This window comes from Legionella sp. MW5194, assembly GCF_016864235.1.
GTDB lineage: Bacteria > Pseudomonadota > Gammaproteobacteria > Legionellales > Legionellaceae > Legionella_C.
The window spans coordinates 125,736-138,296 of sequence record NZ_CP045733.1; the positions used below are offsets into that span (position 1 = coordinate 125,736).

Here is a 12,561-nt window from a genome sequence, read left to right on the forward strand (position 1 = left end):
TCTTCTAAAATTAGCTTGAATACAATAAATCATTGACCACTTCCATAGTAATTTCGGGTAGTTTTTGTGTTTGATCAATACACTCTTGGATGGTTATAACCGCTTTTCTAATTTCATTGGGTAACATCTCAGATGGTGCATTGTCGCCTGGCCAAGAAGCATCTCGAGTAGCTTTATCGGGCCAACGAGAATAAGCAAGCCACATACCATCGTTAGTTTTATGCAGGCAAGAACCTAAGGCACCGCGATATTGCACAAAATAGGAAGCAACCTGATGCCAAGCTTTTTGATACTCCATCTCAAGTCCAGGCTTAATAAAGGCTCGGTAAATAACAGCAAAACATTTTTTTGAAAGCAGCTTAAAATGTTCAAGCGCTTCTTCAGGTGTTAAATCCTGGGTACCCAAAACCTCCTCTGCTTTGAATATGTTTATACCTTTGGGAATTGAAAATTGGGAAGTAAAATACATCTGATCAAGGCCTATTCCGAAAGCACAATCCTCATAGCCTAGAACACGAAAGTAATTAATTGATTGCTGATTTTCATTAGTTAAGACATAGTTTCTGAATTTGGGATTATAAAATCCATAAGTCATGTAGTAATGAATACCTTGGCTTTCAAGATGTTGAATGATTTGCACCAAATTCTGGTGCAGTTTTTCAGGCGAATAAAGTTCAATATACATCCCAGCTTTTTCAAGCGTCGAATGTTCATTCTCTGGATAAGGAGGATTCAGCGCCACAAAATCACCAGGTGACGCAATCGAAATCACTTCCATAAAATCCCCGCTTTTGAAGGTAACCCGATTAGCATTGAGTAGAATAGATACTCGGTCAATTTCACTTAAAAACATTTCCAAAGACAAGTTCGCTTTCTCAAGAAATCTATCAGCCTTTTTTCCTTCAAATAGTTCACCTTCACGGTAGATAATGTTTAATTCCTTATCATAAAAAAGGATTCCACCCCATGAATGATTAATGATAAAAGGGAGCAGTAATGCTTTTTCTTCATCAGTTATTTGGTTGTAATTCCTAATCACTTCAAGGAAAAAATCTTTTTTTGATAATGAGGCATCATATTTTTCTACTAATGCTGCATAGGGCTCTTTGATTAGATCTGGTTTGTCTTTAATTAATTGAAGTGTATTAATAAGAATTTTATTGCTGTCATTGATGATATATTCCTCTGCAAGACCGATCTCCATTGCGGCCATACTCCAGGAAGCAGACCCTGCAAAAGGTTCGATTGCTTTCTTGTATTTTTGACCATTATTATTTGCCAATAATACAGAGAGATGCTCATTCAACCAGCTAGTATCAGGGGACATATGCCCTGTCAAATCTGGAAGAGTCAGGTACCTATTTCCGAGATAATGGAGCGGTCCCCCATGATTTTGAGTTAATTGAATAGAACGTGGATTCATAATGGTCACTATGTGGTAAATTTATTTATAAAGCTGCACATCTTAACATGAAATAATAAATTTTTTTGTATTGAACAAGCATATCTTATTTTTAATTATTGATGTGGCTCATTATTGTGATATTAAAACATACTATTTGGATTAGCTGATTTTACCGGAATATCTTGTATTGCGTCCCAATGCTCTATGATTTTCCGTCTTCTAATTTGAATAAATCAAAAATAGCTCTACCCCGAGTGCCAGGCTCACGAATAGAATGTACATGAAGAATAACATAGTCCCCCTCAGAAAAATTTTTTTAATTTCACTATGAGAATTAGGATAATATTCAATTAAATATTGAATAAATGCTTTTAAACCTTCAGGTCCATCAGCGGCAGCAGGATTATGTTGTTTATAATTTGTTCCCAGGTACTTTGATGCTGCTTCAAAATTTTTTTGATTAATTGCTTTTTTATAAAACTCAGTAACTATTTGTTTATTCATTTTTGTTGCTCATCAATAAATGCATAGCTATTGTTAATAATTGATAGAAACAAACTTATAGCAAAGATTTTGATTTATTAATAATCATAAAACACCATTGGTTATTTATTCTCAGGGTTTATCTTGAGATAGCCATCAAAAAATTCGGGTAAATCTTTCAATGCTTGTGCTCTTGCTGCTTCATTAAAACCAATATGATAATGTTCTCCTTTTTCGTCAATAACTTCTTTTGAAACTGGAAACTCAAAGTTATCAAATCCATGCAATGCATTTTCATAAATTTGGATGGAAACATTTTGATTGCTACCAGTACTTTGGTTGACTAACTGAATGCAATCTTGGGTTGTTGCACGATCATCATGTTCTCCAATAAATAGTTTGGTGATTGCCCTTAGTTTTGTTCCTTCTTCAAGTCGATGACATACGCCATAAAAAGAAGCCGCTGCTTTAAAAGAGAGCTTTTGGTATGGTTTCGGATCTTGTTGTGATAACGCCATGATTTTCAATACATCAAAGCCTCCCATAGAGAATCCCAAAAGTCCTATTCGGTCAGGATCAACAGAAGGAAGCTGCTTAAGGTATTCATAGGCAGGAACGATATCATCAAGTTGTGCTTGTGTTGCTCTTTCCCAGCCTACTGAGCGACGATCTTCCCAACCTCTGGGTTTAAAACTGTCTATCATATAGACTACGTATCCATGCTCTTTTAATCGGGTGGCCCAATCATAATTCACTTTTTCGATACCGGTACTCGCGTGCAATAATAAAATAGCAGGGGATCTCATCGTTGCATCAGGAATATAAAGACTGTGATGTGGATCATTGGGATCAAAGATATAATCTTCATTATGTGCTAGTACTTCAGTACACACTAATAAAATAAATAACATAAAAAGCATTTTGGGATGGAAAAACATAATTTTAATTCCTTAGTTTTAAACAGTTAGCTTTAGACTGGATGCCTCATTATTTTCTAGCTTTTCCATGTGCTCTTTTAGATTGCAAATTTCATCAAAACGAGCACCTTCATGAATTCGAGTGAGGGCAGCCGCTTCTTTTTCCTTAATCTCTTCCGCTTTATTAATAGCATTAACTGCTTCTTCTTTATTCATGACAATAATGCCGTCTTCGTCAGCAAATATCAGCTCACCAGGATTTACCTCAACAGAACCACAATTGATTGGTTTTCTTATACTGCCAATTTTATTTTTACTTCCTGATTTGGCGCATTGTCCCTTAGCAAAAAAAGGGATATTTGTTGTTCTGACTTCAGAAACATCTCGACAATTTCCATCAGTAATAATGCCACCAAAACCCTTCGTTTTTGCTACATCTGCACACATGCCACCTGCTACAGCAAGCTTGGTGCCGCAGGAAGCGATAACCAATAAAATGGGAACTCTATCATCATAACAACCAAGGGCAAGCATAAAATCAGGCAAGTCATCCAAAGCCTGCATGGTAGATAAAGAATCTTGAGCCGAGTTAACAGTATAAGCTCTTCCTACAATTCTTGTTTGTGGCGATGTGTTAAAAGAATGAATATCTGAATCCATGAGACGCACACTGGGTAAAGCATCACAGATTAAGGGCGTTGTCAGTTGAGATAATCGCTTACATAGTTCAACATAGCTATGTTCGATCTTTAGTTTCATAATAATCCTTAATATATCGATTCAGTTCTATCCAATTTGTATGAGGTTTTAGGGATAAAATAGGTGAAAATCTCCCTCATTTAATAAAGTTGTTATTTGTTGATAATCTAAAGTATTTGCTGTTTGAGAAGCATTTTGGAATTTCAATCCGATGACGGATGCCATTGCTGACCAGGAGGAGGGTTTAAAATTGTACTGTGTAACATAGCCTTTCTCATAAAGGTTTGTTGTTACAAAATAATCATAACCTCGAGCAATATTATCAGGTTTCCAAAGTATTTCTTCTCCAGGTGCTGGGGTAAGGATAATTTGGTTTGCTTCTGCTATTTCTTTTTCAAGATTGTAATTATCAATACCATAGGTAGATAATAATATTTGTATTTGATATTGCTTGAGTAATTCCTGAGTCAAGCTTTTGAGTTTATCTTTCTGGGATTCGGTGTCTAGATAAACAATATCGGGATCATAAACTTGATTGTCAATTAAAAGTCCACCGCTTTTGATAACAGTACTTTTCCAATATTCATATCCTCTTGTCATTCAGCACCCTAATGGGACCACTTTGTCATCACCTAAAGGGACCACCCCATTAGCACTTAATGGGACCACCTAGTCATCACATAAAGGGACCGGGCTGTCAGCAGCTAAAGGGACCACCCCACCTATCAAACTTTGGTTAAAAATGAACATAATTTTTCTCTGTTTATTCATAAATGGGGAAATGGATGTCAAACCGGAGATTTGAGATGCACGAATATATCATTATTATTAGCCAATTGCGTCAAGGCGCTACGCTCAGAGGGCTGTCCCGTGACAAACTTGCCGATAGAAAAACGCTTAGGAGGGTGCGTGACATTGCGATAGAGCAAGGCTGGTTAGAAAAGGATAAGTCAATCCCCACAGAACAGGAACTGGCGTTATTTTTTGAAAAGAGCAGTGCCAATAGCTTTTTGAGCATACAGCCATACCGGGTGAAGATTGAAGAATGGACCAGACAGGGCGTTCAGGCCAGCACTATCTATGCTCATTTACAACGAGAACATGGTTTTAAAAGTAGTTATAGCGTTGTTCAACGCTATATCAAGTCTTACAAGGAAAAACAACGAGCGGTCACCACGATATTAGAGTTTAAACCGGGCGAATCAGCACAGGTTGACTTTGGGCAAGGACCTAAAATTACTGATGGCAAAGGAGAGGAACAGAAGACCTGGATCTTTGTGATGGTGCTCTCCTGGAGCCGTCATATGTATGCAGAAATGGTCTTACATCAGGATGTTGAGACATGGCTTGCCTGCCATCGGCGTGCCTTTGAATGGTTTAATGGTGTTCCAGAAAAAATAATTATAGATAACGCGAAGTGTGCGATTACGAAAGCTTGTTACCACAACCCTTGCGTTCAAAAGGCATATGGGGAGTGCGCATCAGGCTATGGTTTTATTATTTCCCCATGTCCTCCGTATGATCCCCAGAAAAAAGGCCGAGTTGAATCCGGGGTTAAGTACGTTAAAAACCGCTTTGTTCCACTGCGCCAGTTTAGAAGCTTAAACGATGCGAACGAGCAGTTAAAGATCTGGTTAATACAAGAGGCTGGCGCGCGCAACCACGGCACTACTCATGAAAAGCCTTTGGTTCTATTTGAAATTGAACAACCTCTTCTTAAAAAACTGCCTAACCATCCGCCCGAGTTTGCGGCGTGGGAAAAGGTCAAGCTTCATGGTGATTGCCATGTGCAATACAAGAAATGCCGATATTCAGGTCCATATCGCCTCGCACGGCAAGAGCTTTGGCTTAGAGCAACGGATACAACTATCCGACTGTATTTCAATCATCAACTGGTAGCACTCCATCCGAAACTCGAAATACCAGGCACCAAACATACAATACCAGAACACCTTCCACCGAATGCTTTGGCTTACTCGATGCGAGATGCCCAGTGGTGCCTAAAGCAAGCACATGAAGTTGGAAGCCAATGCGTGATTGCTATTGAGGGACTATTAAATGATTCAGTCGTAGATTATCTTCGGGCTGCACAAAGCATTCTCGGTCTTAGGAAAAAATATGGCGATGACCGTCTGGAGGCTGCTTGCCATAGAGCGCTTGTTTTTCAAAGCGTGCATTATAAAACAATCAAGACGATGCTAGAGGTTGGGGCTGAAAAGCAAGCCTTACCGCATGAGGAAGAACCGACAACATTGGCCAAACCCTATTCGGTAGGGGGAAAGTTCTGCCGGAATACGTCCCACTTATTACACTAATACAAACAACAGGAGACAAATGATGATAAACCCGATGCCCGAGCTATCTTCGCAGTTAAAACAACTACGGTTATCGCATGTTGCTGAGAACATCCCGCTGCGTAACCGTGAGTCTATAGAAAAGAAGCTAAGCTACCCTGAGTTTCTGGGATTACTGCTTCAAGATGAGTTATTAGGAAGGGAAAACAAAAAATTAAGAACACGAATGAAGCGTGCACGTATCCGTGGTGACAAGACGATAGAATCATTCGATTTTGACTTTAACCTTAAAATCAATCGCGCTCAAATACAGGAGTTAATCTCGTGTTCATTTATTGCAGAAAAAGTTCCCATTCTCATCGTAGGACCTTGTGGAACAGGGAAATCTCATATTGCTCAAGCCATAGCTCATTGTGCGATACAAAGAGGAATCGATACACTCTGGCTTTCGCAAAATCAACTCTTTAATGAGTTGCAAGCAGCTAGAGCATCAGGTCGATTTGATAAAAAGTTCTCAGAACTGGTGAAAATGCCACTACTAATCATCGATGATTTTGGACTAAGACCATTACGCAACCCCCAGGATGAGGATTTTCACGACCTAATCTCGGAAAGATATGAGCGTGCATCAACGATCATTACATCCAATCTGGACTTTAGCGAATGGGGTTCTGCTTTCCCTAATCGATTACTTGCTGCAGCCACTATCGATAGATTAAGACATAATTCATATCGGGTTACATTAGATGGTCCCAGTTACAGAGGAGAGCGAGAAACAAAAAAGCGAAAATAACATGTATAATTAACTAAAAGTGGACAAGTTTGATAGGTACCGTTTTGACATTTTAGGCGGTCCCATTAGCTGCTGATCGACGGTCCCTTTAGCATGCTGAATGACACCTCTTAGCATTTCACGACCTTTAGAACCATCCTTCCCTGTCAATGGTAAAGCAACTCCCATGCGCAGTTTTTTGTGTGTTCTTTGGGTAAACTCAGGGATGAATGCTAAACCATTTGGTCCAGCATGGGTTGGAATAGAGATGAGTTCAAAATTATGCAAATCTATTTTAGATAAATGCTTGTCTGTTGCATTAGATACATAAGCATATTGACCCTCTGGGTCAATTAAAACGTTAATCGGATTTAATCCGGTGACTAATCGTTTTATCACTTGGCCTGAATGAACATCAATCACTGCAACTTGGTGATCAAAGGGCGCCGGTGCTAATATATAGTTTTGATCAGGAGTAATATCTGAGTAAAGAATCGGTCCTAGATTCAAATTAGTGAATTGTTTTTTAATGGCGAGGGTATCGGGATCAATAAAGACGATCTGATTGACAGCTGATACCATCAAGGAACGATGATCTGGCGTATATTTTAAACCCCGTACAGCTGAGGGCAATGTGAGGTTTCCAGTAATTATTCCTGAATCAGGATCGATTCGAATGACGCCATCTTTACCCGCCATTAACCACAAGGTTTTTCCATCATTAGAAAAAAACAGATTATGTGTATTAGGACTGACCGCAATTTTTTTGACGATGGTTTTGGTATCAACATCAAAGACGAGAATCTTACCGCCTTTTTCCACATTCACAAAAAGTTGTTTTTCAAAAGGAGGTCGTAACTTAACACCATGAGGCGCACTATCGATGTCTGCATAGTCTTTGTTCTCTAGTGATTCAAAAGTAAATAGCCGATATTTCTCGACTTGATTTAATAAATCGATAACAGAAATGGACACACCAGGTATACCAGAGCCACTATCGTAGTCTCTAATGCCGAAATTGCTGACAAAAGCTGTTTTCCCATCTTTTGTAACAGCAATCTCATGAGGGAGGAAGGCAAGTTTCAGGCTACCTTTTCTTGCACCTGTATCGGGATTATAGAAACTGATACGATCGGCATTTTCTTCAACAACAGCTAACGTGGTGTTGATAGAAGAGGAATAAGTGAGGCCATTGAAAATCGATAGAGCAATAAATAGGCTGCTAACTTTTTTGAACATCATTAAATCCCTTTATAAACACAAAAAGTGCCGCCATGATAGTAAGGGAATACGATATTGTCAATATATATAGGTGCCTATATAATAGCGCAAAAAGGAACTATCCATGACATTTAATTTGAATGAACATACTGGTGTCTTGATTAAAAAGGCAGCTCGCTTGTTTGAACGTGTTTCAAATCTCAACCTTGAAGAACTTGGTGTGACCTATAGTCAGACTATTTTTCTGGTTCGCTTGTGGGAGCGGGACGGCCAAACGCAAATGGAACTCACAAAAAGTGCGGGACTGAAACAACCTACCGTAGTAGGTATACTTGATAAGATGGAAAGAGACCAGCTTATCACACGTGTTCGAAGTGAACAGGACAAACGTTGCTATCATTTTTTTCTTACTGAAAAAGCGAAACATGCTTGTCGCGAATTAGAAAAGCAGGGGATATTGATGCAGAATTTGTCTGCGGGTAATTTACCCAATAAAGAAGTTAGCAAGTTAAATGAGAATCTATTATCAATTATAGAAAACCTAGAGCGTTTTATTGAAAAAATTCAGGGGTAGACTTGATGGCCCCATGTTCAGTCACCTGAAATGTAGAAGCAAATTGATCCATCACCAAATCTACATCACGATAAACCATAAATGAAGAATGTGGTGTAGGAACAGGATGATTGTAATTTGCTACAGGCCCTATACAAACTAGATTTTCATGTACCTTTCCGTATGTATCGATCACTTGATAATGATCCGTTAAATGGATGCCACCATAAGGCTTAGTGCTTATTAATCCGGTTTGTGCCAACTTGTCTAATAACATGGGCTTGACACTATTGGGATCTGGTTTGTAACGATATCCAGTTGCATCAATAAGAGTTGCAGCATGCAAGACTTCGCCTGATGTAAATAATAATTGGAATCTGTGATTTACTTCATCATAGCTTACAGAAGCCAAGCTATGATGCTCAATAATTCTATTTTTCTCATAGAGATGGAGCATGATTCTAGCATTCACTGGTGTGATACCAGTCAAATAAGCCATTAAAAGAGAATAGAAGTATTTTAGAAATTGTTCTTTGCCTTCAACATTCAAGCTTTGCCACATGTGAGTATAACAACCACTAAAATAAAAAGTTTTAATAAATGCTCGTAGCTCATCAATATTACCCAGTATGGGATTGTTTTCTGGCAGATGATCAAATTTATTCATTTGATAACGTAAAGTCTCAAGAGCACCAGGGGAATGGGTAGGAGTAATAGGATTTTTAGCATCATTTTGATAAGCATTCCAAAATAATGTTTTTGCTTCGGAAAAGGTTAAACTGTCAGGAAAGCGTTTTTGTAGACTATTTGATAATTCCTGTTGTTTCGTAGTGTCACAACTATCTGTATTGCCTTTGGTTGTTAATATATTAGGATTTCGCGTGACACTGTGTATTTTTCCTGAGTACTGCTTTTTCATAGTTAACCAAAGTGCGGCATCAACAAATGCTGCCTGACCACCAATGATATAAACATCATCTGCTAAATCCCATGCATCTGGATTTCCTGTTGTGTTTTCAAAACGGAGAAAACCTGGTTGATTCTCGACAGTATGAAAAAAAGGATTTGTTAAATGTCCAGTTGTTATAAAAAGTCTATCAGCGATATAATTTTGATCCATGCATGCTATCTGATAATTCCCTTCTTTTAGTGGACAAATATCTGAGATTGGCAAAAAAATTTCTTTGACTGTTATCCCTAGTGATTTAACCAGTGTTTTATGTTTTTCATATTGAGCGCGTAAATAATGACCCACTACAGCACGAGGAATATATTGTTTGTCTCTATGTGGATAATGATCTTGGAGCAACTCTGGATTAGCATCTATCCATTCTGTTAGGCTATCTGTAGTAGAAGTAAATTTGAAACCATCAGCTGGATTATTTAAAGTCCAGAATTCTGGGCTATCAATAGAATAAGCAAATCCTGTAGCAAGGTATTGTGGATTTTGTTCAAAGATTAAGATAGTAATGTCATCGTCAGAATATTTCATTGTTGCAAGCAAGTGACTTAAACGGCAAAAAATAGCATTTCCGCAGAGTCCCATTCCCGCAATAGCAATTACTTTTGGCATTATATCAAGACAATTGTTGGATCAGAGGAAAATTCTAGGGTTTAACCTCGATACTGTCAATTTGTAGATTTCTTATCTTTAAATGACAACTGACGTGGTCAAGTAAAACGATACAACCCAGTTAAGCTACTTTTTTCAAATTCATTTCCCTCTGTTGCTCATATTGATTTGGAGACACATATCCCAAAAACGAATGAAGCCGCCTGCTATTATAAAACATAGCAATATAATCCAAGATATCTTGCTGTGCTTCATAACGAGTCTGGTAGTTTTTCCACTGCACCAGTTCTTGCTTCAGTGAACCAAAAAAACTTTCAGCCACTGCATTATCCCAACAATCTCCTTTACGACTCATGCTCCCTTACAACCATGCTGAGCCAAAAGCTGTATGTATGGTTTACTGGCATACTGAACTCCTCGATCGGAATGAACAATAAGCCCTAGCTCTGGTTTTCGCTGCCAAATTGCCATCTTTAGTGCGTCGCAGACTAAATCAGCTTTCATTCGAGAGCTCATACTCCAGCCCACTACTTTTCGTGAATACAAATCTAAAACCACTGCCAAATAAAGCCAGCCTTCCTGCGTCCAAACATAAGTGATGTCTGATACATATGCTCGATTAGGTGAGTCAACGGTAAACTGGCGATTTAGCTCGTTATTAAATAAAGGCTTTTTGTGTTTGCTGTTAGTAGTTACCTTGTATTTCTTTCGATAACGAACCCACACACCAGCCTCTTTCATCAGTCTGCGCGTCTTATTCCGACCAATAGGATAGCCCAATGCATTCAGAGCCTTCCTCATACGACGACTTCCGTAAGTCTGCTGAGAGGACTCGGAAACCTTTTTAATCCAATCCATTAATTCAGTGCGCTCTGGGTTATCTGGGTGACTTTGCCGTTTGGAGTAACCGTAGTACCCATTGCGCTTCACGCCCAGTAATCGACACATCAGGTCGATAGGCCAGGTCTTCTTATGTCGGGCTATAAACGCATATTTCACTTCGTTTCTTGAGCAAAGAAGACCGCCGCTTTTTTTAATATTTCTTTTTCCATCTTCAGCCGTTTGACTTCTTCCCTTAAGCGGCGTATCTCTACCTGTTCTTCTGTAAGTTTACCCAGGCCTCGGAACGCTTGACCCTCCTCTTGCACAGCCTCTTTTACCCAACGGCATAGCAGCTCGTACTTGACTCCAAGGCTTTCTGCTGCTGTTTTGCGTTCATAACCTTGTTCCAAAACAAGACTAACAGCATCCAACTTAAATTCTTTTGAATATTTTACTCGTGTTGACATTTTTTCCTCCAATTAAGAGCATTATATCCCTTAACTGGGTTGGTCGCTTCTATTAGACCACGTCAAACAGATTGATCGATCCACATCCTTAATTTAGAGCTAAATCGTCCCTGACGGCAAAGAGTTTTGACGGCCTTTGTAGTGATGCTTTTAATTAAGCGATATTCCCCCAGTACTGCATGTATAGACCAACATTGGTTAATAATTGTATAGTCTATTATTCTTCAGTTTCACTGGTGTAAAATTGAAAGTGTCTTTTAAATAGGAGTCCTTAATGCAGGATGCAATAACGATTGAGAACAATTGGCGCTCTCGTGGCTTTAGTTTTGAGCTTTGGGAAGATCCCCCAGGTCAAATTTGGAAGGATTTTAAGCATGAAACGGATGAGTTATTCATGTTGCTTGAAGGTGAAGTCATTTTAACCGTGGGCAATAAAACGTTAAAACCTGCTATTGGAGGTATTGATTTCAGGAGGAGTAGATCATACGGTTCAAACCAGTTCCACCACAGGAAGTCCTTGGTATTATGGTTACAAAATAAGAAGGTAAGGGAATGACACAAAAGAAAATATCACTAGAAAATGATGCTGTTCTGCAATTCATTGTTGATGAATTAATATCTTTACATCATTGCCATACAATTATTTTATATGGCTCGCGCGCACGAGGAGACTTCACAGTAACCAGTGATTATGATTGCAGGGATTAGGGAAAAAGGAGATAAGCAACGAATTGCACGCTTTGATGAAGCACATCAAGTTTATCATGATATTTTTGTTTATCCCGAGAATGCTTTTGATTCAATTTCTGATGAACATTTATGTATGTCAGATGGCATCGTTGTTCTTGAAAAAGCTCATTTTGGCACAGAGTTATTAAAAAAACTCTCTGCTTTTTTAATATTGCCTGAGTCCCTCCCTCCTGATGAAATTACAGCACGTAGAGTGTGGTATCAAAAAATGCTGGCAAGGGCGTATACTAGAGATTTAGAAGGAAAATATCGCCATATTTGGTCAATCTTCACAATTCTAGAGGATTATTTTGTATTCAAAGAATTGCGTTATCAAGGTCCAAAAAAGCATTCAAGTATTTAGAAACACACGATCCAGAGACTTTATCATTATTTGATGAGGCCATAACGAATATCGATAATTTGGATGCCTTAAATAGGCTAATTACAAGAGTTATAAAGATAGACAAAACGTAGGATAATTATGCCAGAATTAGATATTGAAATTATCAAAGATAATCCAGAGTACTTTCTTGTGAAAAGGCATCTATTATTTTTATTTAGAGTGCCTAGTAATGAAATTTAATATTTATATTAAAATTTTGACTGCGTTCTTTGTGATTTTT

The 12,561-nt window shown here is 38.4% G+C and carries 11 protein-coding genes and 2 pseudogenes; 5 read left to right on the top strand and 8 right to left on the bottom strand.

Going from position 1 to position 12,561, the window contains the following annotated elements; translation table 11 throughout:
• Positions 1 to 10: 10 nt before the first annotated feature.
• The 5 genes and pseudogenes from GH742_RS15390 to GH742_RS15410 form a co-directional block, all read right to left on the bottom strand.
• A complete protein-coding gene (locus tag GH742_RS15390; RefSeq protein ID WP_025520170.1) occupies positions 11 to 1,423 on the bottom strand; it encodes a DNA adenine methylase in 1,413 nt (470 codons plus the stop codon).
• A 122-nt stretch (positions 1,424 to 1,545) separates the two neighbouring features.
• Positions 1,546 to 1,909 (bottom strand): annotated as a pseudogene (locus GH742_RS15395) (ester cyclase).
• A 101-nt stretch (positions 1,910 to 2,010) separates the two neighbouring features.
• A complete protein-coding gene (locus tag GH742_RS15400; RefSeq protein WP_239005346.1) occupies positions 2,011 to 2,799 on the bottom strand; it encodes a dienelactone hydrolase family protein in 789 nt (262 codons plus the stop codon).
• Between the two features lie 45 nt (positions 2,800 to 2,844).
• Entirely contained in the window at positions 2,845 to 3,564 is a 720-nt protein-coding gene (locus tag GH742_RS15405; protein ID WP_021460553.1) for an RraA family protein, read from the bottom strand.
• A 48-nt stretch (positions 3,565 to 3,612) separates the two neighbouring features.
• The gene (locus GH742_RS15410; RefSeq protein WP_203456978.1) at positions 3,613 to 4,104 is read right to left on the bottom strand and encodes a hypothetical protein; all 492 of its coding nucleotides are present in this window, start codon (positions 4,102 to 4,104) and stop codon (positions 3,613 to 3,615) included.
• A gap of 206 nt (positions 4,105 to 4,310) precedes the next feature.
• Between GH742_RS15410 and istA the strand changes: the two genes are divergently transcribed.
• Together istA and istB are read left to right on the top strand one after the other, a co-directional pair.
• A complete protein-coding gene (istA, locus tag GH742_RS15415) occupies positions 4,311 to 5,819 on the top strand; it encodes an IS21 family transposase (protein ID WP_151298575.1) in 1,509 nt (502 codons plus the stop codon).
• Between the two features lie 25 nt (positions 5,820 to 5,844).
• Positions 5,845 to 6,591: an IS21-like element helper ATPase IstB gene (gene istB / locus GH742_RS15420; protein WP_025520171.1), complete on the top strand. Its 747-nt coding sequence runs from the start codon at positions 5,845 to 5,847 to the stop codon at positions 6,589 to 6,591.
• Positions 6,592 to 6,600: 9 nt separating this feature from the next.
• On the opposite strand, the gene GH742_RS15425 is transcribed toward istB, so the two are convergent.
• Complete coding sequence (locus GH742_RS15425) at positions 6,601 to 7,812, bottom strand: YncE family protein (RefSeq protein WP_203456979.1); 1,212 nt, start codon at positions 7,810 to 7,812, stop codon at positions 6,601 to 6,603.
• 103 nt (positions 7,813 to 7,915) lie between these two features.
• Between GH742_RS15425 and GH742_RS15430 the strand changes: the two genes are divergently transcribed.
• Positions 7,916 to 8,365, top strand: coding sequence for a MarR family winged helix-turn-helix transcriptional regulator (locus tag GH742_RS15430; RefSeq protein ID WP_021460551.1), 450 nt, complete (start codon positions 7,916 to 7,918; stop codon positions 8,363 to 8,365).
• Here the strand turns inward: GH742_RS15430 and GH742_RS15435 are convergent.
• Together GH742_RS15435 and GH742_RS15440 are read right to left on the bottom strand one after the other, a co-directional pair.
• The gene (locus tag GH742_RS15435; RefSeq protein ID WP_021582645.1) at positions 8,343 to 9,917 is read right to left on the bottom strand and encodes an FAD/NAD(P)-binding protein; all 1,575 of its coding nucleotides are present in this window, start codon (positions 9,915 to 9,917) and stop codon (positions 8,343 to 8,345) included. The genes GH742_RS15430 and GH742_RS15435 overlap by 23 nt on opposite strands.
• A 121-nt stretch (positions 9,918 to 10,038) precedes the next feature.
• Positions 10,039 to 11,206: pseudogene (locus GH742_RS15440) on the bottom strand (IS3 family transposase).
• Positions 11,207 to 11,480: 274 nt separating this feature from the next.
• On the opposite strand from GH742_RS15440, the gene GH742_RS15445 reads away from it, so the two are divergent.
• Positions 11,481 to 11,762 carry a hypothetical protein gene (locus GH742_RS15445; RefSeq protein ID WP_021460548.1) on the top strand — a complete coding sequence of 94 codons (282 nt, stop codon included), beginning with the start codon at positions 11,481 to 11,483 and terminating at the stop codon, positions 11,760 to 11,762.
• Between the two features lie 135 nt (positions 11,763 to 11,897).
• On the top strand, positions 11,898 to 12,299 hold the full coding sequence (locus tag GH742_RS15690) for a hypothetical protein (RefSeq protein WP_021582646.1): 402 nt from the start codon (positions 11,898 to 11,900) through the stop codon (positions 12,297 to 12,299).
• Positions 12,300 to 12,561: the final 262 nt, after the last annotated feature.

Bases quoted from the DNA above. Each gene is read 5' to 3' on its own strand.
- GH742_RS15445 (WP_021460548.1), top strand. From the start codon at position 11,481: ATGCAGGATGCAATAACGATTGAGAACAATTGGCGCTCTCGTGGCTTT.
- istA (WP_151298575.1), top strand. From the start codon at position 4,311: ATGCACGAATATATCATTATTATTAGCCAATTGCGTCAAGGCGCTACG.
- GH742_RS15410 (WP_203456978.1), bottom strand. From the start codon at position 4,104: ATGACAAGAGGATATGAATATTGGAAAAGTACTGTTATCAAAAGCGGT.
- GH742_RS15390 (WP_025520170.1), bottom strand. From the start codon at position 1,423: ATGAATCCACGTTCTATTCAATTAACTCAAAATCATGGGGGACCGCTC.
- GH742_RS15405 (WP_021460553.1), bottom strand. From the start codon at position 3,564: ATGAAACTAAAGATCGAACATAGCTATGTTGAACTATGTAAGCGATTA.
- GH742_RS15435 (WP_021582645.1), bottom strand. From the start codon at position 9,917: ATGCCAAAAGTAATTGCTATTGCGGGAATGGGACTCTGCGGAAATGCT.
- GH742_RS15400 (WP_239005346.1), bottom strand. From the start codon at position 2,799: ATGTTATTTATTTTATTAGTGTGTACTGAAGTACTAGCACATAATGAA.
- GH742_RS15425 (WP_203456979.1), bottom strand. From the start codon at position 7,812: ATGATGTTCAAAAAAGTTAGCAGCCTATTTATTGCTCTATCGATTTTC.
- GH742_RS15430 (WP_021460551.1), top strand. From the start codon at position 7,916: ATGACATTTAATTTGAATGAACATACTGGTGTCTTGATTAAAAAGGCA.
- GH742_RS15690 (WP_021582646.1), top strand. From the start codon at position 11,898: ATGATTGCAGGGATTAGGGAAAAAGGAGATAAGCAACGAATTGCACGC.